The 26,181-nt window shown below is 68.5% G+C and carries 21 protein-coding genes and 3 rRNA genes; 9 read left to right on the top strand and 15 right to left on the bottom strand.

What is annotated here, in order from left to right:
* The first annotated feature begins 53 nt into the window (after positions 1-53).
* Positions 54-419 (top strand): peptidase inhibitor family I36 protein, encoded by a 366-nt coding sequence (locus ACRAKH_RS08780; protein ID WP_380720017.1) that lies wholly within the window; start codon positions 54-56, stop codon positions 417-419.
* Here the strand turns inward: ACRAKH_RS08780 and ACRAKH_RS08775 are convergent.
* From ACRAKH_RS08775 to ACRAKH_RS08765, 3 genes are all read right to left on the bottom strand, one after another.
* Positions 416-1,651 (bottom strand): PP2C family protein-serine/threonine phosphatase, encoded by a 1,236-nt coding sequence (locus tag ACRAKH_RS08775; RefSeq protein ID WP_380720019.1) that lies wholly within the window; start codon positions 1,649-1,651, stop codon positions 416-418. The two genes, ACRAKH_RS08780 and ACRAKH_RS08775, sit on opposite strands and share 4 nt — an antisense overlap.
* Positions 1,651-2,454, bottom strand: coding sequence for an alpha/beta fold hydrolase (locus ACRAKH_RS08770; RefSeq protein WP_380720021.1), 804 nt, complete (start codon positions 2,452-2,454; stop codon positions 1,651-1,653). The genes ACRAKH_RS08775 and ACRAKH_RS08770 overlap by 1 nt, the downstream gene beginning before the upstream one ends.
* A gap of 97 nt (positions 2,455-2,551) precedes the next feature.
* The gene (locus ACRAKH_RS08765; RefSeq protein ID WP_380720023.1) at positions 2,552-3,289 is read right to left on the bottom strand and encodes a polyprenol monophosphomannose synthase; all 738 of its coding nucleotides are present in this window, start codon (positions 3,287-3,289) and stop codon (positions 2,552-2,554) included.
* 114 nt (positions 3,290-3,403) lie between these two features.
* Between ACRAKH_RS08765 and ACRAKH_RS08760 the strand changes: the two genes are divergently transcribed.
* From ACRAKH_RS08760 to ACRAKH_RS08750, 3 genes are read left to right on the top strand one after another with little or no spacing between them, the layout of a single operon-like run.
* Positions 3,404-4,039: a hypothetical protein gene (locus ACRAKH_RS08760; RefSeq protein ID WP_380720024.1), complete on the top strand. Its 636-nt coding sequence runs from the start codon at positions 3,404-3,406 to the stop codon at positions 4,037-4,039.
* Positions 4,040-4,062: 23 nt separating this feature from the next.
* Positions 4,063-5,085, top strand: coding sequence for a helix-turn-helix domain-containing protein (locus ACRAKH_RS08755; RefSeq protein WP_380720027.1), 1,023 nt, complete (start codon positions 4,063-4,065; stop codon positions 5,083-5,085).
* Between the two features lie 2 nt (positions 5,086-5,087).
* Positions 5,088-5,738, top strand: coding sequence for a class I SAM-dependent methyltransferase (locus ACRAKH_RS08750; RefSeq protein ID WP_380720029.1), 651 nt, complete (start codon positions 5,088-5,090; stop codon positions 5,736-5,738).
* On the opposite strand, the gene ACRAKH_RS08745 is transcribed toward ACRAKH_RS08750, so the two are convergent.
* The gene (locus tag ACRAKH_RS08745) at positions 5,705-6,505 is read right to left on the bottom strand and encodes an NAD(P)H-binding protein (protein WP_380720031.1); all 801 of its coding nucleotides are present in this window, start codon (positions 6,503-6,505) and stop codon (positions 5,705-5,707) included. The two genes, ACRAKH_RS08750 and ACRAKH_RS08745, sit on opposite strands and share 34 nt — an antisense overlap.
* A gap of 71 nt (positions 6,506-6,576) precedes the next feature.
* Between ACRAKH_RS08745 and ACRAKH_RS08740 the strand changes: the two genes are divergently transcribed.
* A complete protein-coding gene (locus ACRAKH_RS08740; protein ID WP_380720033.1) occupies positions 6,577-7,488 on the top strand; it encodes an AraC family transcriptional regulator in 912 nt (303 codons plus the stop codon).
* Entirely contained in the window at positions 7,485-7,817 is a 333-nt protein-coding gene (locus ACRAKH_RS08735) for a nucleotide pyrophosphohydrolase (RefSeq protein WP_380720036.1), read from the top strand. Before ACRAKH_RS08740 ends, ACRAKH_RS08735 begins: the two co-directional genes overlap by 4 nt.
* A 282-nt stretch (positions 7,818-8,099) precedes the next feature.
* Here the strand turns inward: ACRAKH_RS08735 and rrf are convergent.
* The 8 genes from rrf to ACRAKH_RS08695 form a co-directional block, all read right to left on the bottom strand.
* A 5S ribosomal RNA gene (rrf, locus tag ACRAKH_RS08730) occupies positions 8,100-8,216 on the bottom strand.
* A 117-nt stretch (positions 8,217-8,333) separates the two neighbouring features.
* Positions 8,334-11,414: ribosomal RNA gene (locus ACRAKH_RS08725) — 23S ribosomal RNA — on the bottom strand.
* Between the two features lie 352 nt (positions 11,415-11,766).
* Positions 11,767-13,283 (bottom strand): 16S ribosomal RNA (locus tag ACRAKH_RS08720).
* The 16S, 23S and 5S rRNA genes sit together here, the layout of an rRNA operon.
* Positions 13,284-13,632: 349 nt before the next feature.
* Complete coding sequence (locus ACRAKH_RS08715; protein WP_380726924.1) at positions 13,633-14,787, bottom strand: sensor histidine kinase; 1,155 nt, start codon at positions 14,785-14,787, stop codon at positions 13,633-13,635.
* Positions 14,777-15,454, bottom strand: a complete 678-nt coding sequence (locus ACRAKH_RS08710; protein WP_380726898.1) for a response regulator transcription factor — start codon at positions 15,452-15,454, stop codon at positions 14,777-14,779. Before ACRAKH_RS08710 ends, ACRAKH_RS08715 begins: the two co-directional genes overlap by 11 nt.
* A gap of 995 nt (positions 15,455-16,449) precedes the next feature.
* Positions 16,450-18,348: a 1-deoxy-D-xylulose-5-phosphate synthase gene (gene dxs, locus ACRAKH_RS08705; RefSeq protein ID WP_380726900.1), complete on the bottom strand. Its 1,899-nt coding sequence runs from the start codon at positions 18,346-18,348 to the stop codon at positions 16,450-16,452.
* 73 nt (positions 18,349-18,421) lie between these two features.
* Positions 18,422-19,651: a class I SAM-dependent RNA methyltransferase gene (locus ACRAKH_RS08700; RefSeq protein WP_380726902.1), complete on the bottom strand. Its 1,230-nt coding sequence runs from the start codon at positions 19,649-19,651 to the stop codon at positions 18,422-18,424.
* The gene (locus ACRAKH_RS08695; RefSeq protein ID WP_380726904.1) at positions 19,648-21,663 is read right to left on the bottom strand and encodes an APC family permease; all 2,016 of its coding nucleotides are present in this window, start codon (positions 21,661-21,663) and stop codon (positions 19,648-19,650) included. The genes ACRAKH_RS08700 and ACRAKH_RS08695 overlap by 4 nt, the downstream gene beginning before the upstream one ends.
* 83 nt (positions 21,664-21,746) lie before the next feature.
* Here ACRAKH_RS08695 and ACRAKH_RS08690 point away from each other — a divergent pair, with 83 nt between their 5' ends.
* Together ACRAKH_RS08690 and ACRAKH_RS08685 are read left to right on the top strand one after the other, a co-directional pair.
* On the top strand, positions 21,747-22,409 hold the full coding sequence (locus ACRAKH_RS08690) for a potassium channel family protein (protein WP_380726906.1): 663 nt from the start codon (positions 21,747-21,749) through the stop codon (positions 22,407-22,409).
* On the top strand, positions 22,410-23,066 hold the full coding sequence (locus tag ACRAKH_RS08685; RefSeq protein WP_380726908.1) for a potassium channel family protein: 657 nt from the start codon (positions 22,410-22,412) through the stop codon (positions 23,064-23,066).
* A 531-nt stretch (positions 23,067-23,597) separates the two neighbouring features.
* On the opposite strand, the gene ACRAKH_RS08680 is transcribed toward ACRAKH_RS08685, so the two are convergent.
* Both ACRAKH_RS08680 and ACRAKH_RS08675 read right to left on the bottom strand, forming a co-directional pair.
* Positions 23,598-24,404 carry a DUF3159 domain-containing protein gene (locus ACRAKH_RS08680; RefSeq protein WP_380726910.1) on the bottom strand — a complete coding sequence of 269 codons (807 nt, stop codon included), beginning with the start codon at positions 24,402-24,404 and terminating at the stop codon, positions 23,598-23,600.
* Positions 24,401-24,778 (bottom strand): OB-fold nucleic acid binding domain-containing protein, encoded by a 378-nt coding sequence (locus ACRAKH_RS08675; RefSeq protein WP_380726912.1) that lies wholly within the window; start codon positions 24,776-24,778, stop codon positions 24,401-24,403. Before ACRAKH_RS08675 ends, ACRAKH_RS08680 begins: the two co-directional genes overlap by 4 nt.
* 105 nt (positions 24,779-24,883) lie before the next feature.
* On the opposite strand from ACRAKH_RS08675, the gene ACRAKH_RS08670 reads away from it, so the two are divergent.
* Positions 24,884-25,567 (top strand): alpha/beta fold hydrolase, encoded by a 684-nt coding sequence (locus ACRAKH_RS08670; protein ID WP_447009728.1) that lies wholly within the window; start codon positions 24,884-24,886, stop codon positions 25,565-25,567.
* Here ACRAKH_RS08670 and ACRAKH_RS08665 read toward each other — a convergent pair.
* A complete protein-coding gene (locus ACRAKH_RS08665; RefSeq protein ID WP_380726916.1) occupies positions 25,552-26,178 on the bottom strand; it encodes a DUF3710 domain-containing protein in 627 nt (208 codons plus the stop codon). The genes ACRAKH_RS08670 and ACRAKH_RS08665 overlap by 16 nt on opposite strands.
* Positions 26,179-26,181: the final 3 nt, after the last annotated feature.

Here is a 26,181-nt window from a genome sequence, read left to right as displayed (position 1 = left end):
CGGCCCCACACCACCGCCGGCCGCAGCACCCTGGAGCGGTGGAGGTGACCCGAATGACGACCCGCACCCTGGTCACGGCGCTGGCGCTCACCGCCGGCGCGTTGGCGTCCAGCGGCACGGCGGTGGCCCACGAGCCTGCCGCGACCTGCGACCGGGGCGAGTTCTGCGTCTGGTCGGGCACCGACTACACCGGCCAGTCGCACCGCCTCGACCTCGAATCGGCGAACCCCCGGGAGTGCATCCCGCTGCCCGACGGGTTCGTGGCGAGGTCGTTCGCGAACCGCCTCACCAGGGACGCCTCGGTGTACCAGCGGGCCACGTGCTCGACCGAGGCCGAGTTCACCACCTACCCCGGCAAGGGCACCTACGTGCCGGACGCGCCGTTCGTCGTCCGCGCCATCCAGGTCTGGGAGCCCTAGACCGGGTCCGAGCCGACGTCCACGCCGGTCCGAGCCGCCGGAACGCCCAGCGCGAGCACCGCGGTGTCGTCCTCGACCCCGTCGCCGAACCGGTCCAACAACCCCACGATCGCCTCCACGACACCCGCCGCCGACGTCGGGGCGATGGTGGCCGCGAACTCCAGCAACTCCTCCTCGCTGTACCGCGAGCCACCGGTCCGCGCCTCCACCAGCCCGTCCGAGTACAGCGCGAACGTGTCACCGCCCGCCAGCCGCACGGTCGTGGTCACCACGCGCGCCTCGGGCAGGATGCCGATGAGCTGCCCGCCGGGCGTCTCCACGTGCTCGACCGTGCCGTCGGCGCGCAGCAGCAGGCCGGGCGGGTGGCCGCCGGCGGCGAGCGTGAGCGTGCAGCCGTCCCCCTCCACCGCGAGCACCCCGAACGTCACCGTGCAGAACCGCGCGGACCCGTCGTCCCGCTCCTGGTTGAGCACGGTGTTCAGGTTCGTCAGCACGGCGACCGGGTCCGGGTCGTACACGGCGGCCGAGCGCAGCGTGTAGCGGGTCAGCGACGTCACCGCCGCCGCGCCCGCGCCCTTGCCGCACACGTCGCCGAGGAACACGCCCCACCGGCCGTCCGCCAGCGGGAACACGTCGTAGAAGTCGCCGCCGACCTCGAACGGCGACGCGTGGTGGTAGTGCGCGGCGATCTCCACGCCCGGCACGTCCGGCAGCACCGGCGGCAGCAGCGTCCGCTGGAGCGTGATCGCGAGCCGCCGGATCTCGTCGCGCTCCCGTTCCGCCTCCTGCCGGGCGCGCAGCAGCTCCTGCTCGTACGCACGGCGGTCGCGCGCGTCGAACACCGTCGTGCGGATCAGCAACGGCGAGCCGTCGTCGCCGGTCTTGACGGTGGAGTTGACCAGCACCGGCAACCGGGAGCCGTCCGCCGCGACCATCTCCAGCGCCACCCCGCGCACCTCGCCCTGCATCCGCAGCAGCGGCGCGAAGTGCGTCTCGTGGTACAGCTTGCCGCCGACGTTGAGCAGGTCGCTGAACCGCATCCGGCCCACCAGGTCCTCACGTCGGCGACCCAGCCACCGCAGCAGCGTCCCGTTCACCTTCGCGATCTTCCCGTCGAGCATCGTCGACAGGTATCCGCACGGCGCGTTCTCGTACAGGTCTTCCGCGCTGTCCTCCAACAAGGCCGAGAACGTCTCGTTGTCGTTGTCCGGGTCGCTCCCCGTCTCGCACATCACCGCTGGTCCACGGCGAAGCGCAGGATCTCCGCCGCGGTGGCCTCCGGTGCGCTGAGCTGCGGGCAGTGCCCCGTGGCGTCGAGCGTGACCCGCGTGCTGCCGGGGATGTTGGCGTGGACGTACGCGCCGACCTCGGGCGGGGCGATCACGTCCTGCGCGCACTCCAGCACGAGCGTCGGCACGCTCACCCGCGGCAGGTCGTCCCGGTTGTCCGAGAGGAACGTCGTGCGCGCGAACACCCTGGCCACCTCCGGGTCGGTGCGGCAGAAGCTGTTGGTCAGCTCCTCGCCGAGTTCCGGTCGGTCCGCGTTGCCCATGATGACCGGCGCCATCGTCGCCGACCAGCCGAGGTAGTTGCTGTCCAGCGAGTCGAGCAGCTCCTCGATGTCGGCGGCGCTGAACCCGCCCCGGTAGTCGCCGTCGTCGATGTACCGCGGCGACGGCGTGACCAGCACCAGCTTGCCGAACCGGGACGGCTCGGCGGCCGCCGCCAGCACCCCGATCATCGCGGCCACCGAGTGACCCACGAACACGACGTCGCGCAGGTCCAGCTCACGGCAGAGGTCCAGCACGTCCGACGCGTACCCGTCGAGCGTCGAGTACCGCTGGGCGTTCCACGCGGACAGGTCCGACCCTCCCGCCCCCACGTGGTCGAACAGCACGACCCGGCACTTCTCGGCGAGCGTGGGGACGACCAGCCGCCACATGTTCTGGTCGCACCCGAAACCGTGCGCGAGCACCACCACCGGGCCGTCGGCCTCGCCGGTGACGACCACGTTGTTCCTGCTCCGCACATCCATGCAGCATCCTGTCGCTCGGAAGGGCTTGGTACCCAGCCGAGCACGACTTCATGCACGCCGGCCGTGTGGGGGTCATCGCACCCCGAACGGGGCAACCTCAGCCCAACCGGCGGCCGAACAGCAGTTTCCACGGCATCAACGCCGATTCCAGCTGCACGGCCAGGCTCATCTTCGACGCGCCTTCCGCGCGTTCCTCGAACTTGATGGGCACTTCGACGATGCGCATCCCGTTCTTCACCGTCCGGTGGTTCATCTCCACCTGGAACGCGTACCCGTTGCTCCGGATCGAGGCGACGTCGATCTTCCGCAGGGTCGCCGCGTGCCACGCCTTGAACCCCGCCGTGGCGTCCTTCACGCGCAATCGCAGGATCGCGTTGACGTAGAAGTTCGCCCACGCCGACAGCGCTTTGCGGTGCCACCCCCATTCGCCGGCGACCGCGCCTCCGGGCACGTAGCGGGAGCCGATCACCACGGCCGCGTCGGTCGTCGCCAACGTCTCCACCATGCGCGGGATCACGCTCGCCGGGTGCGACAGGTCCGCGTCCATCTGCACCACGACGTCCGCGCCGCGGTCGAGCGCGCGCAAGATCCCGGCCACATAAGCCCGCCCCAGACCGTCCTTTTCCGTGCGGTGCAGAACGTCCACCGGAATCGGCGCGCTCGCCGCCAATTCGTCCGCGACGTCACCCGTGCCGTCGGGCGAGTTGTCGTCCACGATGAGCACGTGCAGGTTCTCCACCCCGATTCCGGCGAGCAGGTCGACCAGCTTCGGCAAGTTCTCCCGCTCGTTGTAGGTCGGCACGACGACCGTGACCTTCGGCGAGTTCGATTCCATCGTGATTCCCCACGTGTGACGCGCGACCCGATCCCTCTCCGTACCGATGGTACGGACGGCCCCCGAGTGACGACCGGCACGGGATTGTCGGTGGTCGGCGTTACCGTGCCCGACATGAGGATGTCGAACGCCACGGAGCTGACCGCCGACCACCACGCCCGGCTGGCCGAGCTGGGGCTGAGGGTCGACCACCTCGACGAGGCCATCTGGGCCGGCGTCGACGCACGGGCGTCCGCGCCACCCCTCGGCCCCACCAACGGCGCCGGGCTGCTCGACTGGATCCACCGCGTCGGCAGGCTGCGCGAAGTGCTCGTCGCCGAGGGGTGGACGCGCGTCGACAAGTGGAACGCGGGCCTCGTCCAGCACCCGACGAGACCGGTCGTGCTCGGCACGCTCCAGGGCAACCGGCACACCGGCACGCCCGGCGCCCCGCTGCGCAGCGACTACGCCAAGGGCCCCGCCATCGCGGCCATGATGCGCGGCAACGACAGCGACCAGTTCACCCTCTTCGACTCCCTGCACACGCACGAGTGGAAGCTGTGGTTCCTCGTCACCTACCCCCACCAGGAGGGCGACCGGCTGGTCGTGCTGCGCGAGGTGTCGCAGCCGGAACCGACGCCCCAGGGCCAGGTAGTCGACCGCTGGGCGCACCGGATCACGTTGCCGCCTCTGGTGTTCGGCCCGCTGCCCACGCCCCGCGGCCCGGACGGCCCGGCCGACGTGGACGTCACCGTCGTCCCGCGCCGGTAGGCGGGTGCGAGAATGGCGCGATCATGCTCACGCCCTCCCGCCTCGCCCTGGCCCGCACCCGGCGCGGTCTCACCGCGGTCGAGTTGGCGCGCAAGGCCGGCACGAGCCCGGCGAGCATCGGCGACTACGAGCACGGCCGCCGCCGACCGCGACCGGCCACCACGGCGAGGCTCACCGAAGCCCTCGGCTTCCCCGCGGGCTTCCTCGAAGCCGAGGACGTCCCCGAGATCGACGTCGCGTTCACCCGACCGGCGCCCCAGCGGCAGCGTGACGCCGCGCTGGCCGCCGCCCGCCTGGCCATCGGCTTCGACGCCTGGCTGACGCGCGCGTTCACGTTCCCCGAGCCGGACGTGCCGACGTGGGAGGGCCCCGACCCGGAGACGGCGGCCGAGATGGTCCGCGCTCGCTGGGGCATCCCCCACCGGCCCGCGCCCAACCTCGTGCACCTGCTCGAAGCGCACGGCGTCCGCGTGTTCTCCCTGCCGCAGGACTGCGCCCCGGCGGGCCCGTTCTCGTGCCGCCACAACGGCACCCCCTACGTCTTCCTCGACCCCACCGCGACCCCCGACGAAGCCCGCTTCGACACCGCCCGCGAACTGGGCCGCCTCACCCGGACCAACGACGCGCAAACGTTCGCGACCGCCTTCCTCCTCCCCCGCGCGGGCGTCCTGGCCGCCGTCCCCCGCAACGCGCTGACCGAGCAGGTCCTCGCGCTGAGCGCCACGTGGCACGTCACCCCGCTCACCCTCGCCCACCGCCTCCGCGACCTGGGCCTCCTCAGCCGGCCCCAGTACACCGCCGTGTGCGCCCACCTGGCCCGCCGCCCACCCACCGGCATGGCCCGCCGCGAGACGTCCCAGGTACTCACCAAGGTCTTCCGCACACTGAGGTCCCAAGGCACCACCCCGCACGACATAGCGCGCGAACTCCTCCTCGACGTGGAAGAGCTGAACGGTCTCGTCTTCGGCCTCGTCCTCACCGCCCTGCCAGGCGAAGGCCCAACCCAACCCCACCCCAAACCGCACCTCACCCTGATCCGGAGGTAGCCGTGGACCCCCAGCCCTTCACCGCCGCCGAGCTGTTCGACGCCGTCGGCCAGGGTTACGAGGACGCCTTCGGCCGTCCCCCCGCCGTGGACGACGCGGTGCGCCTGCTGCTCGAACGGCTGCCCGCGCACGCCAAGGTGCTCGACATCGGCAGCGGCACGGGGAGGCCGGTCGCCGAGGACCTCACCGCCGCCGGCCACGACGTCCTCGGCATCGACGTGTCCGCCACCATGGTCGACATCGCCCACCGCCAGGTGCCGCGCGCCGAGTTCACGCACGCCGACGTCCGCGAGTGGGAGTCGGAGGACCGGAGCTGGGACGCGGTCTGCGCGTTCTTCCCCTTCCTCCAGATGAGCCGCGACGAGGTCGCCGCCGTGCTCGCCAAGATCGCCCGCTGGCTGAAGCCGGACGGCGTGCTGGCGCTGATCACCGTGCCGATGGACGTCGAAGACCTCGAAGTCCCGTTCCTCGGCCACACCGTGCGCCTCACCAGCTTCGCCACCCCCGACCTCCTCCGCCGGATCGAGCAGGCGGGCCTGACGGTGCTCGACACCCGGAGCACCGCCTTCACCCCCGACCGCGAGGGCCAGCCCACCGAGGAGCACCTGTTCGTCCTCGCTCAGCCCCAGGCGCCCGCCGCCTCCTTGACGTAGTCGCCGAACGTCCGCCCGTCGCGCCCCAGCACCGACGGCACCCCGTCCGACAGCGCGGCGTCGTGACCGTCGCGGATCGCGGTCAACGACATCGTCAGCACCTCCGCGTACGCCCGGCTCAGACCGCCGTCCACCAGGAGCCCCGCGAAGTCGGGCGCGGGCACGTCGACCACCCGCGCCGACCGGCCCGACACGTCGCCGATCAACGCCAACGCCTCGGCGAACGTCAGCGCCTCCGGCCCCGACAGCTCGTACGTCACGCCCGCGTGCCCGTCCTCCGTCAACGCCGCCACCGCCACGTCCGCGATGTCCTGCGCGTGGATGAACGGGTGCGCGCCGTCCCCGCCGGCCGGCAGCACGACCTCGCCCGCCACCACCTGCGGCAGGAAGAAGTCCTCGCTGAAGTTGTGGGAGAACCACGTCGGCCGCAGGATCGTCCAGTCCACACCGGACTCGCGCACCGCGCGTTCACGGCCGTCGTCCGGCATGATGCCGCGCGCCGACAACACCACGATCCGCCGCACCCCCGCCGCCACGGCCCGCGGCACGAACGCCGCCACCTCCTCGTCGGACAACGTCATCGCGGGCGGCACCAGGTAGACCGCCGTGACGCCGTCCAGCGCGGCGTCCCAGGTGGACTCGTCCGCCCAGTCGAAGCGGATCGCGGAACGACGTGACACGGGACGGTGGGCGACGCCGCGGTCCTCCAAGGCGGTGGTGACGCGACGGCCGGTCTTGCCGGTGGCTCCGATAACCAGGATTGTCATGCCACCATCACACCAACGTCGTGGTGGACGGAACATGGCTCACAGTCGCAACTCCATGTTCAATCGTCTACGTGGACGCTCTCACCGACCTCCTGCGCGGCGTGCACGCGCAGCACGCCCTGGTGTGCCGCTCGTTCGCGTCGCCACCGTGGTCGCTCGGGTTCTCGGTGACGGCGCCGCTGACCCTCATCACCACCGTCCGCGGCACCGCGTGGCTGCTCACCGAGGACGGCGCCCGCCTGCTCATGCGGCCCGGCGACATCGGCCTGGTCCGCGGACCGCACCGGTTCGTACTGGCCGACGACCCGTCCACGCCGCCCCAGATCCAGGTCGGTGAACCGGACTGCGAGCGGTGGCGGCTCGGCACCCGCACGTACGGGTTCGACGCGTCCGGCGACACGGTCGTGATCACCGGTGCCTACGAGGTCGAGGGCAGCGTGTCCGACCGACTCCTCAACGCCCTGCCGGCCGCGTTCGTCGTGCCGTGCGCCGATGGCCCGTGCCCCGCGCTGGACCTCCTGTCGGAGGAGGTCGCCAAGGACCGGCCCGGTCAGGACATCGTCCTCGACCGGCTCGTCGACCTCCTCCTGGTGTTCGCGCTGCGCGAGTGGTTCGACCGGCCCGAGGCGAACACCCCCGCGTGGTACCGGGCACTGGGCGACGAGATCGTCGGCCCCGCCCTCCGCGCGATCCACGACGAACCGCGGCACGCGTGGACGGTCGCCGAACTCGCGGCACGTGCCGGCGTGTCACGGGCGGCGTTGGCGCGACGGTTCACCGCCCTGGTCGGCGTGCCGCCGCTGACGTACCTCACCGAGTGGCGCATGGACCTGGCCGCCGATCTCCTCGCCAAGCCCGACGCGACCATCGGCTCGGTGGCCCGCGCGGTCGGCTACGCGGACCCGTTCGCCTTCAGCACGGCGTTCAAACGGGTACGCGGCGTGCGCCCCAGCGACCACCGTGTGGTAGCTCTGCGGGCATGAACCTGGAAGACCTGCGGGACGCGCTGCGCCGGTTCGCCGCCGCGCGCGACTGGGACCGGTACCACACGCCCAAGAACCTTGTGATGGCGTTGTCCGGGGAGGTCGGCGAGCTGACGGACCTGTTCCAGTGGCTCACGCCCGAGGAGGCCGCGCACGCGATGGAAGACCCGGAGCTGGCCTGGAAGGTCCGCGACGAGCTGGCCGACGTCATGCACTACCTCGTGCGGCTGGCCGACAAGCTCGACGTCGACCTCATCGAGGCCGCGTTCGCCAAGATCGAACGCAACGAGCGGCGCTTCCCGACCGGCGACCTGAACCCCGTGGAATAGCCGCTTAGACGTAGGTCAGGAGCAGCAGGACCAGCGCCACGAGGAGGACCACGCCGAGAACGGCGGGCGCCCACATCGGTTGACCACTGCTCATGCCGTCACGGTAAGGAGCCGTGAAGAGCGCTCACGGCACGTCACCCGCTCGCGCGCACCGCATCGCCCGGACAGCCGTCGCCGCGGACCACAACGTGACGATTCCTCGTCACACCGAAACCGGTCAGAACGCAAAAATGCCCTCAGGGGCATCCGCATAAAACGGATGCCCCTGAGGGTCAACGATATGTTCGGCGGCGTCCTACTCTCCCACACCCTCACGAGTGCAGTACCATCGGCGCTGGAAGGCTTAACTACCGGGTTCGGAATGGGACCGGGTGTTCCCCAACCGCTATGACCACCGAAACACTATGAAATTACCAACCCGTAGGCACCCAACCCCACCACCCAACAACAGGCGCACGGGGACCAGGTGGTCCGGTTCGGTTCTTTCAGAACCGCACAGTGGATGCGTAGCGTCTTCGTAGCAAGTCCTCGGCCTATTAGTACCGGTCAACTCCAGCCGTTACCGACCTTCCATCTCCGGCCTATCAACCCAATAGTCTCTTGGGGGCCTTAACCCACAAAGGGTGGGATACCTCATCTAGGAACAGGCTTCCCGCTTAGATGCTTTCAGCGGTTATCCCTTCCGAACGTAGCCAACCAGCAATGCCCTTGGCAGGACAACTGGCACACCAGAGGTCCGTCCGTCCCGGTCCTCTCGTACTAGGGACAGCCTTCCGCAAGTATCCTACGCGCGCGGCGGATAGGGACCGAACTGTCTCACGACGTTCTAAACCCAGCTCGCGTACCGCTTTAATGGGCGAACAGCCCAACCCTTGGGACCTACTCCAGCCCCAGGATGCGACGAGCCGACATCGAGGTGCCAAACCATGCCGTCGATATGGACTCTTGGGCAAGATCAGCCTGTTATCCCCGGGGTACCTTTTATCCGTTGAGCGACCACGCTTCCACAAGCCATGGCCGGATCACTAGTTCCGACTTTCGTCCCTGCTCGACCTGTCGGTCTCACAGTCAAGCCCCCTTGTGCACTTGCACTCGACACCTGATTGCCAACCAGGCTGAGGGAACCTTTGAGCGCCTCCGTTACCCTTTGGGAGGCAACCGCCCCAGTTAAACTACCCACCAGGCACTGTCCCTGATCCGGATCACGGACCGAGGTTAGACATCCAGTACGACCAGAGTGGTATTTCAACGACGACTCCACACTGACTGGCGTCAGCGCTTCACAGTCTCCCACCTATCCTACACAAGCCGAACCGAACACCAATACCAAGCTATAGTAAAGGTCCCGGGGTCTTTCCGTCCTGCCGCGCGTAACGAGCATCTTTACTCGTAATGCAATTTCGCCGGGCCTGTGGTTGAGACAGTCGAGAAGTCGTTACGCCATTCGTGCAGGTCGGAACTTACCCGACAAGGAATTTCGCTACCTTAGGATGGTTATAGTTACCACCGCCGTTTACTGGCGCTTAAGTTCTCAGCTTCGCCCCGAAAGACTAACCGGTCCCCTTAACGTTCCAGCACCGGGCAGGCGTCAGTCCGTATACATCGTCTTGCGACTTCGCACGGACCTGTGTTTTTAGTAAACAGTCGCTTCTCGCTGGTCTCTGCGGCCGAAAAATCCTAGCCCGCAAGGGGCTTCAAATCCCTCGGCCCCCCTTCTCCCGAAGTTACGGGGGCATTTTGCCGAGTTCCTTAACCACAGTTCGCCCGATCGCCTCGGTATTCTCTACCTGACCACCTGTGTCGGTTTGGGGTACGGGCCGCATGAACACTCACTAGAGGCTTTTCTCGGCAGCATGGGATCACTCTACTTCGCCTCAATCGGCTATGCATCACGTCTCAGCCTTATATGACGTGCGGATTTGCCTACACGTCGGCCTACACGCTTACACCAGTACTACCACTCACTGGCGGAGCTACCCTCCTGCGTCACCCCATCGCTTGACTACTACAAGTTCAGGTCCCGCGCTCCACGTCACCCCACTCCCGAAGGAGTGGAATGGGCTTCGGGCGGTTAGTATCACAAGGTTCGCCATGGGCGCGTTCACACGGGTACGGGAATATCAACCCGTTGTCCATCGACTACGCCTGTCGGCCTCGCCTTAGGTCCCGACTTACCCTGGGCGGATTAGCCTGGCCCAGGAACCCTTGGTCATCCGGCGGACGAGTTTCTCACTCGTCTTTCGCTACTCATGCCTGCATTCTCACTCGTCCAGCCTCCACACCTGGATCACTCCGGCGCTTCAACGGCTGAACGACGCTCCCCTACCCATCCCGACATAATCGGAATGACACGGCTTCGGCGGTGTGCTTGAGCCCCGCTACATTGTCGGCGCAGGACCACTTGACCAGTGAGCTATTACGCACTCTTTAAAGGGTGGCTGCTTCTAAGCCAACCTCCTGGTTGTCTGGGCGACCCCACATCCTTTCCCACTTAGCACACACTTAGGGGCCTTAGCCGGCGTTCTGGGCTGTTTCCCTCTCGACTACGAAGCTTATCCCCCGCAGTCTCACTGCCGCGCTCTCACGTACCGGCATTCGGAGTTTGGTTGATTTCGGTAAGCTTGTGGGCCCCCTAGACCATCCAGTGCTCTACCTCCGGCACGAAACACACGACGCTGCACCTAAATGCATTTCGGGGAGAACCAGCTATCACGGAGTTTGATTGGCCTTTCACCCCTAACCACAGCTCATCCCCCAGGTTTTCAACCCTGGTGGGTTCGGGCCTCCACGCGGTCTTACCCACGCTTCACCCTGGCCATGGCTAGATCACTCCGCTTCGGGTCTAGACCACGCGACTATGAACGCCCTATTCGGACTCGCTTTCGCTACGGCTACCCCACACGGGTTAACCTCGCCACGCAGCACTAACTCGCAGGCTCATTCTTCAAAAGGCACGCCGTCACCCCTAAAGGCTCCGACGGATTGTAGGCACACGGTTTCAGGTACTATTTCACTCCCCTCCCGGGGTACTTTTCACCTTTCCCTCACGGTACTAGTCCGCTATCGGTCACCAGGGAGTATTCAGGCTTAGCGGGTGGTCCCGCCAGATTCACAGCGAATTTCACGAGTACGCTGCTACTTGGGAACACCGTCAGGAGACACCGGGTTTTCACGTACGGGACTCTCACCCTCTACGGCCACGCTTTCCAGACGCGTTCCGCTAACCACAGTGTTTTATGACTCCTCGACCGTCCGGCAGAACGATCAGACAGGTCCCACGACCCCGTACACGCAACCCCTGCCGGGTATCACACGAATACGGTTTAGCCTCTTCCGCTTTCGCTCGCCACTACTCACGGAATCACGGTTGTTTTCTCTTCCTGCGGGTACTGAGATGTTTCACTTCCCCGCGTTCCCTCCACATGCCCTATGTGTTCAGGCAAGGGTGACCCCACATGACTGGGGCCGGGTTTCCCCATTCGGAAATCCTTGGATCTCAGCTCGGTTGACAACTCCCCAAGGCTTTTCGCAGTCTCCTACGTCCTTCATCGGCTCCTGGTGCCAAGGCATCCACCGTGTGCCCTTAATAACTTGCCACAAAGATGCTCGCATCCACTGTGCAGTTCTCAAAGAACAACCAGACACCACCCGTAACACACCCGCCTACCAGATCCGAAGACCGGCGGTTCAGGAGCTGGGGCAGCCCTGCCGTTTCTCGCTGAAAGAGACACTCACGTGTTCCCTCAGGACCCAACAGCGTACCGAACAGAAGCTTTGAACCCTCTGGAGACCCTTCCACGCCCTCACGGACAGTACTAACTCTCCAGACAACCCGAAGTCCTGTATATAGCCAGCATCCACATCATTGAGCAACCATCCGACGATCATTCGCCGCCGGCACGGCTCTCCACCAGACATCCGAAGACATCCGGTGAGGAATGCTCCTTAGAAAGGAGGTGATCCAGCCGCACCTTCCGGTACGGCTACCTTGTTACGACTTCGTCCCAATCGCCAGTCCCACCTTCGACCGCTCCCCCCCTTACGGGTTGGGCCACGGGCTTCGGGTGTTACCGACTTTCGTGACGTGACGGGCGGTGTGTACAAGGCCCGGGAACGTATTCACCGCAGCGTTGCTGATCTGCGATTACTAGCGACTCCGACTTCACGGGGTCGAGTTGCAGACCCCGATCCGAACTGAGACCGGCTTTGTGGGATTCGCTCCACCTCACGGCTTAGCAGCCCTCTGTACCGGCCATTGTAGCATGTGTGAAGCCCTGGACATAAGGGGCATGATGACTTGACGTCATCCCCACCTTCCTCCGAGTTGACCCCGGCAGTCTCCCATGAGTCCCCGCCATAACGCGCTGGCAACATGGAACGAGGGTTGCGCTCGTTGCGGGACTTAACCCAACATCTCACGACACGAGCTGACGACAGCCATGCACCACCTGTACACCGGCCACAAGGGGGCCAATATCTCTACTGGTTTCCAGTGCATGTCAAGCCCAGGTAAGGTTCTTCGCGTTGCATCGAATTAATCCACATGCTCCGCCGCTTGTGCGGGCCCCCGTCAATTCCTTTGAGTTTTAGCCTTGCGGCCGTACTCCCCAGGCGGGGTGCTTAATGCGTTAGCTGCGGCACGGAGGACGTGGAAGTCCCCCACACCTAGCACCCACCGTTTACGGCGTGGACTACCAGGGTATCTAATCCTGTTCGCTCCCCACGCTTTCGCTCCTCAGCGTCAGTATCGGCCCAGAGACCCGCCTTCGCCACCGGTGTTCCTCCTGATATCTGCGCATTTCACCGCTACACCAGGAATTCCAGTCTCCCCTGCCGAACTCAAGTCTGCCCGTATCGACTGCAGGCTCCACGTTAAGCGTGAAGTTTTCACAGCCGACGCAACAAACCGCCTACGAGCTCTTTACGCCCAATAATTCCGGACAACGCTCGCACCCTACGTATTACCGCGGCTGCTGGCACGTAGTTAGCCGGTGCTTCTTCTGCGGGTACCGTCAGTTGCCCTTCGTCCCCGCTGAAAGAGGTTTACAACCCGAAGGCCGTCATCCCTCACGCGGCGTCGCTGCATCAGGCTTTCGCCCATTGTGCAATATTCCCCACTGCTGCCTCCCGTAGGAGTCTGGGCCGTGTCTCAGTCCCAGTGTGGCCGGTCACCCTCTCAGGCCGGCTACCCGTCGTCGCCTTGGTAGGCCATTACCCCACCAACAAGCTGATAGGCCGCGGGTCCATCCTGTACCGCCGGAACTTTCCACCCACCACCATGCGGAGGCAGGTCATATCCGGTATTAGACCTAGTTTCCCAGGCTTATCCCAGAGTACAGGGCAGGTTACCCACGTGTTACTCACCCGTTCGCCGCTCGTGTACCCCGAAGGGCCTTACCGCTCGACTTGCATGTGTTAAGCACGCCGCCAGCGTTCGTCCTGAGCCAGGATCAAACTCTCCAATAAGGAATGTTTGATCGCTCCGAACAACACTGACAATAATGTCAGTTGTCCAGTAACAATCTCAAAGGAAAACCTCTTGACGAGGTCATACAATTTACTGGCTATTCGGCACGCTGTTGAGTTCTCAAAGAACACGCGCACACCGCCACTCATCACTGTTTCCAGGTGATTCGTATCCGGGGCTGATGTTCGCCGCGCTCCGTTCCGGTCTCTCTCCGGCCCGTTCCGCGCTGGCAGAGAGAAAGTTACACCCCGGCCAACCCGGAGACAAATCGGGGGTCGGGAGGCACGTATCCGCAGGTAGTACCACGTGCGGGCGGCCTCAAACCGGATCATGTGTGATCGGGACCACTCACACGAGTTTTCCGTGGGGCGCGGACGGCAGGTGGACGGCCACCGACAGCCCTCCGCCGGCGACCGCCGTGGCGTGCACCTGACCCTCGTGAGCTGCGACAGCGGCCCTGACGATGGACAGCCCGAGCCCGGTGCCGGTGCGCGCGGTCCGGTCGGTGCCACCCCGGCGGAACGGCTCGAACAGCTCTTCCACCCGGTCCGGCGCGATGAGCGGCCCCGACGACGACACCCGCAGCAACGTCCAGTCGGGTCCGCCTTCGGTGCGCACCTCGATCCACCCACCGGGCACGTTGTGCCTGACGGCGTTCTCCAGCAGGTTCCCCGCGATCCGCTCCAACAACGCCGGGTCGCCGACGGCGGGCGCCGGGGCTTGGACGAACGACACCCGCAGCCGGCGCTCCTCGGCTTCCACCCGCACGGCGTTCCACGCGGACTCGACCACGGCGTTCAGGTCCACCGGCTCGCGCACCGCCAGGCCGAGCCCGTCCGTGCGCGCGAGGAGCAGCAGCGCGCTGACCAACTGCTCGGCCCGTTCGGTCGCGGCCCGCACCACTCCCGCCATGCGACGCAGTTCGTCGGCGTTGGCGTCCGGGTCGGCGAGCGTCACGTCCAGTTCGGTGCGGATGACGGCCAGCGGTGTGCGCAGCTCGTGGGAGGCGTTGGCGACGAACCGCCGCTGCGAGTCGAACGCCGCCTGGAGCCGGTCGAGCATCTCGTCGAACGTGTCGGCCAGTTCGGCGACCTCGTCCCGCGGGCCGTCGAGGCGCAGCCTCTCCCCCAGTGACTCGGCGGACAGACGTCGGGCCGCGTCGGTCACGTCGTGCACGGGTTGGAGGACGCGACCCGTGATGGTCCACGCGAGCAGGGCCGCCGCGGCCACCACGCAGAGGAACGCGATCGAGCCGGACCGCAGCACGTCGTCGCGGGCTTGTTCGCCGAGCAGGTCCATCAGCGCGCCGGCGTCGACCTCGCGGCCGTCGACGATGACGGTGCTGCCTTCGGCGAAGCGGGGCGAGGAGGCGATGACGCGACCGACGAGCAACCAGCCGAGCAGGAGGAGCAGGCCGCTGACGAACGCGACCAGGCCGGTCGCGAGCAGGGTGAGCCGCGTGCGCAGCCCCGGTCCGCGCCTGCGGGCCAGCTCAGAGTTCAGTGGAACCTGCCGTGGGCACGCGGTAGCCGGAACCGACGACCGTGTCGATGATGCCCGGTTCGCCGAGCTTCTTGCGCAACGTCATGACGGTGACGCGGACGGTGGTCGTGAACGGGTCGGCGTTCTCGTCCCAGACGCGTTCGAGCAGTTCCTCGCTGGAGACCACGGACCCCTTGGCGGCGAGCAGCACTTCGAGGACGCCGAACTCCTTGCGCGTCAGCTCGACGGGGTGGCCGGCGCGGCGGACCGTGCGGCGGGCCGGGTCGAGTTCGACGTCGCGGGCGGTGAGCAGGGGCGGGGTGGCCGGGGTGGCGCGGCGGGCGAGGGCGCGGACGCGGGCGACCAGCTCGGGGAAGGCGAACGGTTTGGCCAGGTAGTCGTCGGCGCCGAGGGACAGGCCGGCGACGCGGTCGTCGATGCCGGCGCTGGCGGTGAGCATCATGACCCTGGTCAGCGCGCCGGAGCTGAGGATTTCCTTGCACAGCTCGTCGCCGGACATGCCGGGCAGGTCGCGGTCGAGCACGACCACGTCGTACCGGGTCACGGTCGACTTCTCGTGGCCGGTCTCGCCGTCGTAGGCGACGTCGACCGCCATGCCTTCGCGCCGCAGGCCACGCGCGATCGCGTCGGCCAGTGGCACCTCGTCCTCGACTACCAGGATCCGCACCCCACAAAGGTGCCACAGATCCCTGAGAACCCGCTTAGCGCGATGCTGTCGATGCTGTCGATGCCGTCGGCGCGCTGTCGCAGGGGTACTCCCGGCACGGGATCCCCTCGCACACACCCAAGCACAGGGGACCGACAGAACCGGGTGCCTCGGTCCTTGGGTGTGGATGCCTCCGGGTGAACGCCGGCTGCGGAGGAAGTAGGGGCTTCCGGGTGAATCTCGGCGCGGGTGGGCGCGCGAGCGCGCCGAGTGAGGGCACGGGTCAGGCACGGCCGCCGGGCGAGGAATGCGTATGAACGCGAGCGCCGAGCGATGGACGGCGCGTGGCCGGGCGGCTGGGCGGCTTCGGGCCGATCGGGGCGGGGTTGGTGGATCGTGGAACGGTGGCCGATTAGTGGCTAGGTGGCGGTCGTCGTTGAATTGCGGTTGGCCATTGCCCGTTGGCGTTCTCTACGTGAGTCGATTTCACCATTGCCGCGCCGATGTGGACCAGCGCGCTGCCGACCAACGACGTGAACCGCCGGCCGCCTCCGGCCCGCACGTACGCCATGGTCACGGCCAGGCTCGGCAGGCGACGGCCTCCCGCCGGGTCGCACAGGGCCTCCGCCGAGAAGTGCGCCCGCCCGGCCAACCGCGATAAGGCGGACGGCTGGCGGCTTCGCGGAGTTCGCGCAGATCCGTCGCGAACGTCAACAGCAGGTTGTCGACCCCTTCTAGAACACGTTCTTTCGTGGCATCACGTTCACCCCCCGATCGCCATTGTTCAGAGGTTGCCGTTCAACGTCCGGAAACTCTCCGTGAACAAGGTGATCCGCGGGGCACTGGAGTCGTTGAGCGCGGCCGCGTCGGCGTTCGGTCGTGGGAGGAGCTCGACCAGGCGAATGCGGGGACGTCGGACAACGACGCGGTGACAATCTACGCCACGACGGAGTCTGGGTCTGCTGACACGCGTCGGCCGGGGTGCCCGTCGCCGGACGGGCGCCCCGGCCGCGGGCTCACTCCTGGACGGACGCGCCGACCCGGGCGGGCTCGGCCGCCACGACCCACTCGGTGATGCGCCGGGCCACGTCCTGCGCGGTCAGGCCGATGTCGGCCAGCACCTCGCCGCGCTCGCCGTGCTCCTGGAACTCCTGCGGGATGCCCAGGTCGCGCAGCGGCACGTCGACGGACGCGTCGCGCAGCGCGGCGGCGAGCGCCCAGCCGAAGCCGCCGTGCCTGCCGCCGTCCTCGACGGTCACCACGAGCCGGTGCCGGCGGGCCAGTTCGACCAGGTCGCCGGACACGGGGAACACCCAGCGCGGGTCGACGACGGTCACGCCGATGCCCTGGTCGGCGAGCCGCTGGGCGGCGGCCAGGCCGAGCGAACCGAACGCGCCGACGGTCACGAGCAGCACGTCGTCGCCGGAGCGCTGGAGGACGTCGACCGTGCCGATCCGCTCGACGGCGGGCAGGTCGGGGCCGACGGACGCCTTCGGGTAGCGGATGACGGACGGCGCGTCGGCGATCCGGACCGCCTCGCGCAGCTCCTCGCGCAGCGTGGCGGCGTCACGGGGCGCGGCGACGTGGATGCCGGGGATCAGGCCGCAGATGGACAGGTCCCACATGCCGTGGTGGGACGCGCCGTCGGGGCCGGTGATGCCCGCGCGGTCGAGGACGACGGTGACGCCCTGCTTGTGCATGGCGACGTCCATCAGGAGCTGGTCGAACGCCCGGTTGAGGAACGTCGCGTAGATCGCCACCACGGGGTGCATGCCGCCCATGGCGAGGCCCGCGGCGGACGTCATGGCGTGCTGCTCGGCGATGCCGACGTCGAAGCAGCGGTCCGGGTACAGGCCGGCGAACTTGTCGAGGCCTGTCGGGCCGCGCATGGCGGCGGTGATGGCGACCAGGTCGGGCCGCTCGCCGCCGAGCGTCGCCAGCTCGTCCGCGAACACGTGGGTCCACGTGCGCTTGGACGGGCCGATGTTCTCGCCGGTGATGGGGTCGATGACGCCGGTGGCGTGCATCTGGTCGGCCTCGTGGTTCTCGGCGGGCGCGAAGCCGTTGCCCTTGCGGGTGACGGTGTGCACGATGACCGGCCCGCCGAACGACTTGGCGCGGCGCAGCGCCGACTCGAGGACCGCGTGGTCGTGGCCGTCGACCGGGCCGATGTACTTGAGGCCGAGGTCTTCGAACATGGCCTGCGGGCTGAGCGCGTCCTTGATGCCGCGCTTGGCCGCGTGCAGGGCCGCGTAGACGGGCTTGCCGACGATCGGGGTGCCCTGGAGGGCGTTCTTGCCGCGTTCGAGGGCGCGCTCGTAGCCGGGCTGCAGGCGCAGTGACGACAGGTGGTCGGCCAGGCCGCCGATGGTGGGCGAGTAGGAGCGGCCGTTGTCGTTGACCACGATCACCACGGGCCGGTCGGAGCCGGCGGCGATGTTGTTCAGCGCCTCCCAGCACATGCCGCCGGTGAGGGCGCCGTCGCCGACGACCGCGACGACGTGCCGCCGCTGGCCGCCGAGCTGGTAGGCCTTGGCGAGGCCGTCGGCGTAGGAGAGGGCGGTCGAGGCGTGGCTGTTCTCCTCGACGTCGTGCTCGCTCTCCGACCGGGACGGGTAACCGGACAGGCCGCCCTTCTGGCGGAGCGTGTCGAACCCGGCGCGCCGGCCGGTGAGGATCTTGTGCACGTAGCTCTGGTGCCCGGTGTCGAACACGATCGAGTCGTGCGGCGAGTCGAAGACCCGGTGCACCGCCATCGTCAGCTCGACCACGCCGAGGTTGGGCCCCAGGTGCCCGCCGGTCCGGGAGACCTTGTCGACCAGGAACCGGCGGATCTCCTCCGCGAGCCGCACCAGCTCATCGGCACCCAGACGTTTCAGCTCCGCCGGTCCGTGCACGGATTCCAGCAGCGTCACCGCTCCACCTCGCCCTGTGGTTCGACTCCCCGATTCGTCCGGTCAGTCTACGGACCACGGACTGAGACACCGCTCAGCGAGCGGGCCTCAGCAGGGCGATGCACTCGACGTGGTGGGTCATGGGGAACGCGTCGAACGCCCTGAGCTGGGCCAACTCGTAGCCGTGGTGGGCGAAGGCGGCGATGTCGCGGGCCAGGGCGGCCGGGTCGCACGCGACGTAAACCACACGTGCGGGGCGGCTGCGGGCGATGGCGGTGACCACCACCCGGCCCGCGCCCTTGCGGGGCGGGTCCAGCACGACGACGTCCGGCGGCAGGTCGGTGAAGTCGGGCGTCTCCAGGACCGCCTCGGTGCGGCCCGCGTACCAGCTGACCTGCGGTTGGTCGGACAGGTTGCGCTTGCCGTCCTCAACCGCGCCGTACGACGACTCGACCACGGCCACGGAACCGGTCTCGCCGACCTGCTCGGCCAGCAAGGACGCGAACAGGCCGACGCCGCCGTACAGGTCCCAGGCGCGGTCACCGGGTTGGCAGTCGGCCCAGTCGCGGACGACCGCGGCGAACGTGTCGGCGGCCGCCGGGTGGACCTGCCAGAAGCCGTCGGCGCGGACGTTCCACGCCCGGCCCGCGGCGAGTTCGGTGGCCGTGCCGCTGCCGCCGATGAGCCGGGACGGGCCGGGCACGGGACGGCCGCGGCGCACGACGGGCGGGCCGACCTCGGTCAGGTGGACCTGCCCGCCCGCGTCACGGGTGACGACGAGCTCGGACTTCGGCGGCCACGTGCGGTCGACCACGCCGTCCAGCGCGCCGGGCACGGCGATGACGCAGTCGTCCACGGCGATGACGTCGTGGCTGCGGTGGGCGCGGAACCCGGCGCGGCCGTCGCGGCCGACGGCCATCCGCATCCGGGTGCGCCAGTCCTCGGGCCCGCCGGGCAGGTCCTCGACGATGACCTCCCAGTCGAGCTTGGCGAGCCGGTGCAGCTGCTCGCTGACCACGGCGGCCTTCAGCTCGCGCTGGGCCTGCCACGACGCGTGCTGCCAGTCGCAGCCGCCGCACAGGCCCGGTCCCGCGTACCGGCACGGCGCCTCGACGCGATCCGGCGACGCCTCCAGGACCTCGACGGCGTCGCCTCGGCAGAACGAGCCGCCGGTGTCCTCGGTGACGCGGACGAGGACCCGTTCACCGGGCAGGGCGTGCCGGACGAACACGACGCGGCCCTCGTGGCGGGCGACGCAGTGCCCGCCGTGGGCGACCGGGCCGACCTCGACCTCGATCAGCCGTTGCTTCCACGTCGCCGTCACCTGCGGTTCCCCTGATCGTCCTGGCCACGCTTGTCCAAGCCGCGCCGGATGGCCCCCGGCGCGACGACGTCGTCCTTGTCCGTCACCTTCGAGGATGACGCCAACTGCCACGGCACGCTCGTCACCATCACGCCGGGCTGGAACAGCAGCCTGCCCTTGAGCCGCAGGGCGCTCTGGTTGTGCAGGAACTGCTCCCACCAGTGACCGACCACGTACTCCGGGATGAACACCGTCACCACGTCGCGCGGGTTGTCCGTGCGGACCCGCTTGACGTAGTCCAGGACCGGCTTGGTGATCTCCCGGTAGGGCGATTCGATCACCTTCAGCGGCACCTTGAAGTTCTCCTTCTCCCACGCCTGCACGAGGCGGCGCGTGTCGATGTCGTCCACGTTGACCGTGACGGCCTCAAGGATGTCCGGTCGCGTCGCCTTGGCGTACGCCAGGGCCCGCAACGTGGGCATGTGGAGCTTGGAGACGAGCACCATGGCGTGGTTGCGGGCGGGCAGGAGCTTCTGCCGCTCCTGCTGGCGCAGCTCCTCGGCGACCCGGTCGTAGTGCCGGCGGATGGCGGTCATGAGGGCGTAGATGGCGCCCATCGCGGCGATGGCGATCCACGCGCCGTTGGTGAACTTCGTGATCAGCACGACCACGAGCACCGACGACGTCATGACCAGGCCGAACGTGTTGATCGCCTGCGAGCGGCGCATGCGGCGGCGGGCGGCCGGGTCGGTCTCGGTCGCCAGCAGCCGGTTCCAGTGCCGGACCATGCCGGTCTGGCTCATCGTGAACGACACGAACACGCCCACGATGTACAGCTGGATGAGCTTGGTGACCTCGGCGTCGAACGCGATGACCAGGATGATCGCCGCGCCGGCGAGGAACACGATGCCGTTGCTGAACGCCAGCCGGTCGCCGCGGGTGTGCAGCTGGCGGGGCAGGTAGCGGTCCTGGGCGAGGATCGAGCCGAGCACCGGGAAGCCGTTGAACGCGGTGTTCGCCGCCAGGACGAGGATCAGCGCGGTGACGCCGGTGATGAAGAAGAAGCCGACCGGGAAGCCCTCGAACACGGCGCCCGCGATCTGCGCCACCATCGTCTTCTGCTCGTAGCCCTCCGGCGCGTTGACCAGCTGGTGGTCCGGGTCCTCGGCCATCCGCACGCCGGTGAGCTGGGCCAGCACGATCAGGCCCATCAGCATCACGACCGCGATCAGGCCCATCAGCAGCAACGTCGTCGCGGCGTTGCGCGATTTCGGCTTGCGGAACGCCGGCACGCCGTTGCTGATCGCCTCGACGCCCGTCAGCGCCGCGCAGCCGGAGGAGAACGCGCGGAGCACGAGGAACATGAACGCCAGGCCCATCAGGTGGTCGTCCTCGGCGCGCAGTTCCAGGCCCGCGCTCTCGGCGCGCATGACGTCGCCCGCGACGAACCCCCGGTACAGGCCGTAGCCGATCATCAGCGTGATGCCGACCATGAACGCGTAGGTCGGGATCGCGAACGCGCTGCCCGACTCGCGGATGCCGCGCAGGTTGACCGCCGTGAGGATGATGATCGCGGCGACCGCGAACTCGACCTTGTGCGTGGCGACGAACGGGATGGCCGAGCCGATGTTGGCGGCGGCCGAGGCGATGGAGACGGCGACGGTGAGGATGTAGTCCACGAGCAGCGCGCTCGCGACCGTGAGGCCCGCTCTGCGACCCAGGTTGACCGTGGCGACCTCGTAGTCGCCGCCACCGGACGGGTAGGCGTGCACGTTCTGCCGGTAGCTCGCCACCACCGTGAGCATCACGACGACGACCACCACGCCGACCCACGGGGCCATCGCGTAGGCCGAGAGGCCCGCCACCGACAGGACGAGGAAGATCTCCTCGGGGGCGTAGGCGACGCTCGACATCGCGTCCGAGGCGAACACCGGCAGGGCGATGCGCTTGGGGAGCAGGGTGTGGGCTAGGCGATCGCTGCGGAAGGGCCTGCCGACCAGCAGGCGCTTGGCCGCTGTTGCGAGCTTGGACACGGGTCGAAAGCGTAAGGGGTCCGCGTCCCCTGGTCGGAGTAATCGTGGGTAGGTTCTCCGTAAGCGTCGTTCAGGAGGCTTTCGTGCACGTGGTGATCATGGGTTGTGGCCGGGTGGGCTCGTCCCTGGCCAGGGCCTTGGAGCGCCTGGACCACCAGGTCGCGGTGATCGACAAGGACGCGCAGTCCTTCCGCCGGCTCGGCTCCGACTTCCACGGCCAGCAGGTCGTGGGCAACGGGTTCGACCAGCGGGTGCTGATCGAGGCGGGCATCGAGAGAGCGGGCGCGTTCGCGGCCGTGTCCAGCGGCGACAACTCCAACATCATCTCGGCGCGGGTGGCGCGGGAGACGTTCGGGGTGGAGGCCGTGGTCGCCCGGATCTACGACGAGAAGCGCGCCGCCGTGTACGAGCGGCTGGGCATCCCGACCGTGGCGACCGTGCCGTGGTCCACCGACCGGTTCCTGCGGATGCTGCTGCCGGAGGGCACCGCGACCGCGTGGCGCGACCCGTCCGGCACCGTGGCCGTGCTGCCGCTGGAGCTGCACGAGGACTGGGTGGGCCGGACCGTGCGCGACCTGCAGGAGGCCACCGGCTGCCGGGTGGCGTTCGTGATGCGGTTCGGCACGGGTGTGCTGCCCGACTCGAAGACCGTGCTGCAGGCCGACGACCAGGTGTACGTGGCGGCCCTGTCCGGCACCGTGACCGATGTGGCCGCGGCTGCGGCTCACGCGCCCGAGGAGAGCTGAGTGCGTATCGCGATTGCTGGTGCGGGCGCGGTGGGCCGGTCCATCGCGGCCGAGTTGGTGTCCGACGGGCACCAGGTGATGCTGATCGAGCGCGACCGGACGCAGTTCGAACCGCACACCGTGGAGCAGGCCGAGTGGGTGCAGGCCGACGCGTGCGAGCTGTCGTCCCTGGAAGACGCCGGGATGCAGCTGTGCGACGTGGTCATCGCCGCCACCGGTGACGACAAGGTCAACCTGGTGGTGTCGCTGCTGGCGAAGACCGAGTTCGCGGTGCGGCGCGTGGTGGCGCGGGTGAACGACCCGGCGAACGAGTGGCTGTTCACCGAGTCGTGGGGGGTGGACGTGGCCGTGTCGACGCCGCGCATCCTGTCGGCGCTGGTGGAGGAGGCCGTGACGGTCGGCGACGTGGTGCGGCTGATGACGTTGCGGCAGGGTCAGGCGAACCTCGTGGAAATCACTCTTCCGGGTGACACTCCGTTGGCTGGTTCGCCGGTGAACGGGCTGGCGCTGCCGCGGGACGCGGCGCTGGTGACGATCCTGCGCGGGGGCAGGGTCATCGTGCCGACGCCCGAGGACACGCTGGAAGGCGGCGACGAGCTGCTGTTCGTGGCCGCTGCGGACGTGGAACGCGAGATTCGTTCGGCACTGGGGTACTGAGGCGGAGGTCGCTGGGACTCCGGGAACTCCGGGAACGCCCGCAAGTCCGGGAACGCCGGAAGTCCGGGAACGCCGGGACTTGTCGGAACTCCCGGATTGTCGTACCCCTGCGGGAGAATGAAAGCAGGGGTCCCCTTGGCGGGGACCCCTGCGTAGCGTTCTGGGGCGGTTGACCCGTGACGCGCGGTTGACCCGTGATGCCCGGTTGACCCGTGATGCCCGGTTGACCCGTGATGCCCGGTTGACCCGTGATGCCCGGTTGACCCGTGATGCCCGGTTGACCCGTGATGCCGGTAGGCCCGTGACGCCCGGTAGGCCGATGACCTTGACGGGCCGGTTGCCGGTGGCTTTGAGCAGGCCGTATAGCCCTGTCGCCAGGTGTTCGGCAGATGACCCGTGGACGACCGGTGGTGCCCGTTAGCCCGTGGCGCCTGGTCGGCCGGTGGCCCTGGGTGGGCGATGCCGGTGCCGGTGAGCCCGTTGCCCGAGGCGGCTGGTGGCGCCGGATCGGGAGGTGGGGGCGGCCGGTGGTTAGCGGTCCTCCGCCGGAGTCGGTTGCGGGCGGTGGGTGGGGTTGTGGTCCAGCATCTGCTGGTACGTGTTCGGCTTGCCCTCGGCCTGCGCGCGGAGGCGTTCCTCCGCCGCGCGGTTCTCCTCCTCCTGGAGGGCGAGGGCGGCCTTGAGGCGCTTGTCCGAACGGCGCACCGCCCACACGGTGACGACCAGCGCCACCGCCATCAACGGGTAGCCCATCGCCAGCCTCGCGGCGGCCAGCCAGCCGACCGACGCCTCGTCGTACAGCCACCGCTGCACCACGAACCGCGATCCGAACACCAGCGCCCACACGAGCGTCGCGATGTCGTAGTCCCGGACGCTCGCCTTGTCCTGCCGCCACGCCTGGCCCTGACCGTTGAGGAACGACCAGATCACGCCCGCCAGCGGCCACCTGACCAGGATCGACGCGAGGAACACGCCGCCGTAGACGAGGCTCTGCCAGATGCCGAACAGGAAGAAGCCCTTGGCGTCACCCGTCCGGTAGGCGATGAACGCGGCGATGCCGACGCCGAACACCGCCGACACGGCGGGCTGCACGGAGCCCTTGCGCATCGCCAGCACGATGCCGATGACGACCGCCGCCGACAGGGCGCTCCAGATCGCGGGCATCAGCCCGGCGAACGCGTTCACCAGGACGAACACCACGACGGGCAACGAGGAGAACAGCAGGCCGCTGACGCCGCCCATCTGCTCGAGCAACGTCGGCTGCTTCTCGGGTTGGTTGTCGTCGGACCGGTTCTCGGACTGCTCGGGACGGCTCTGCGGCCCGTTCACTGATGTCATGAAGCGTTCTGCAACTCGTAGTAGGGGTTGTAGAGCACCTTGCGACCGTCCCGGACGGCGATCCGGCCCTTGGCCTTGATGGTGCGGCCCGGCTCGATGCCCGCGATGCGGCGACGGCCCAGCCAGACCAGCGTGACGCCCTCGGTGCCGTCGTACAACTCCGCCTCCAGCGTGGCGGCGGCGTCACGGGGGCACAGCTCGACGCTGCGCAACCTCCCCAACACCGTCACCTCCTGGCCGGACTCGCAGTCGCACGCGCGGATGGCACCGACGGCCTGGGCTTTTCGGGACAGGTCGTCGGCGTCCAACTCGTTGACGTCGGTGGTAAGCCGACGCACGAGGCGGCGCCAGTAGCCACCCCCAGTACCAGTCATCCCCGACTCCTGGAATGCGCGGGGCCTCGACAGCGAAGCCCGTCCAACAGCCAGCGTAACCGGGTACACCCGACCGGGTATCCGACTGGGGGAGGATCTGACGCCATGAGTTCTTCACGCGTCGTTCTGCTGCCGGGCACCGCGTCCGACGAGGTGTTCGTCGCGTCGGTGTTCGCAGGCCCGCTGGACGAGGCCGGGTTCTCCCTGGTCGCACCCCCGTCGCGGGGCGTGCGGGAGCACTTCGAGGCGTTGGACGCGGCCTGGGGCGGCACGCCGGTCGTCGTGGGCGGGGTGTCGCTGGGCGCGCACGTGGCCGCGACGTGGGCGGTACGGCATCCCGAGCGGTGCGCGGGCGTGCTGGTCACGCTGCCCGCGTGGAACGGCCCGGCGGACGGCGCGCCGGCGGCTCTGGCGGCCTCGGCGAGCGCCTCGGTGGTGGAGTCGGCGGGCGTCGAAACGGCCCTGACCGGCGTCGACGGGTGGCTGGGCGCGGAACTGCGGCGGGCGTGGCCGCGGTACGGGTCACGGCTGGCGGCGGCGCTGCGGGAGGCCGCCGGGACGGCCTCGCCGACGTTGGCCGAGCTGGGCGGGCTGACGGCGCCGGTGGGTGTCGCCGCGTGGACCGACGACCCCGTGCACCCGTTCGAAGTCGCCCGGAAGTGGGTCGAGGCGATTCCTCGTGCCGCTCTGCGCACGACGACCGTGGCGGCGGTGGGCGCGGACCGGGAAGCCCTGGGCCGCGCCGCGCTCGCCGCGTTCCTCGACGCGTCGGCTCAGCCGGGCTGCTGAGCCTGGATGTGCCGGGCGATCGCCTCGGGCAGCTCGATCGGCAACGGCGTCCGCACCGGCATCGCCTGCTCGCCGCGCACCACGATCGTGTCGCGCATCAGCGCGTACAGGGCCTGGGTCGCCCGGAGGCCCTGCTCCTCCGTGGGCGCCGCCGCGATGCCGCGCAGCATCCACCGCGGGCCGTCGACGCCGACCACGCGCAGGTGCACCTCGTTGTTGCGGGCCGCGATCTCCTCGCCCCAGTCGCCGTTCTCGCGGAGGATGCGGAACCCGTCGTTCTTGAACTGGGCGATCATCTCGCCGCAGACCTCCGGCCACAGCCGGTCCGACTTCGGCGCCGCGAACGCGCTCACGGTGAGCTGGCCGACGGTCGTGAGCAGGTGCACGGCGCGCACCGCGCCCGCCGGGTCCATCTCGACCTGGAGCTGCGCGCCCTCGGGCACGGGCAGCCGGATCGAGCCGAGGTCGAGCCGGTTCAGTCCGTCGTCCGGGGCCTGCGGCTCGTCGAACGGGCCGTCCTCGGCGGGCTCCACCCCGTCGAACTCGACCTCGGGTTGCGCCGTCCCCCGGTTCGCGGAGTGCCTACCGCGCTTGCGGCGCTTTCCGAACATCGC

Source organism: Saccharothrix hoggarensis, assembly GCF_052936025.1.
Note: the sequence above shows the minus strand (reverse complement) of the source record. Positions and strands in the feature narration are given on the sequence as shown.

What these genes read in the sequence shown, in the direction of transcription:
- ACRAKH_RS08765 (WP_380720023.1), bottom strand. Translation starts at nt 3,289, where the DNA reads ATGGAATCGAACTCGCCGAAGGTCACGGTCGTCGTGCCGACCTACAAC.
- ACRAKH_RS08735 (WP_380720036.1), top strand. Translation starts at nt 7,485, where the DNA reads ATGAACCTGGAAGACCTGCGGGACGCGCTGCGCCGGTTCGCCGCCGCG.
- ACRAKH_RS08680 (WP_380726910.1), bottom strand. Translation starts at nt 24,404, where the DNA reads ATGACATCAGTGAACGGGCCGCAGAGCCGTCCCGAGCAGTCCGAGAAC.
- ACRAKH_RS08770 (WP_380720021.1), bottom strand. Translation starts at nt 2,454, where the DNA reads ATGGATGTGCGGAGCAGGAACAACGTGGTCGTCACCGGCGAGGCCGAC.
- ACRAKH_RS08780 (WP_380720017.1), top strand. Translation starts at nt 54, where the DNA reads ATGACGACCCGCACCCTGGTCACGGCGCTGGCGCTCACCGCCGGCGCG.
- ACRAKH_RS08745 (WP_380720031.1), bottom strand. Translation starts at nt 6,505, where the DNA reads ATGACAATCCTGGTTATCGGAGCCACCGGCAAGACCGGCCGTCGCGTC.
- ACRAKH_RS08760 (WP_380720024.1), top strand. Translation starts at nt 3,404, where the DNA reads ATGAGGATGTCGAACGCCACGGAGCTGACCGCCGACCACCACGCCCGG.
- ACRAKH_RS08675 (WP_380726912.1), bottom strand. Translation starts at nt 24,778, where the DNA reads ATGACTGGTACTGGGGGTGGCTACTGGCGCCGCCTCGTGCGTCGGCTT.
- ACRAKH_RS08665 (WP_380726916.1), bottom strand. Translation starts at nt 26,178, where the DNA reads ATGTTCGGAAAGCGCCGCAAGCGCGGTAGGCACTCCGCGAACCGGGGG.
- ACRAKH_RS08670 (WP_447009728.1), top strand. Translation starts at nt 24,884, where the DNA reads ATGAGTTCTTCACGCGTCGTTCTGCTGCCGGGCACCGCGTCCGACGAG.
- ACRAKH_RS08755 (WP_380720027.1), top strand. Translation starts at nt 4,063, where the DNA reads ATGCTCACGCCCTCCCGCCTCGCCCTGGCCCGCACCCGGCGCGGTCTC.
- ACRAKH_RS08775 (WP_380720019.1), bottom strand. Translation starts at nt 1,651, where the DNA reads ATGTGCGAGACGGGGAGCGACCCGGACAACGACAACGAGACGTTCTCG.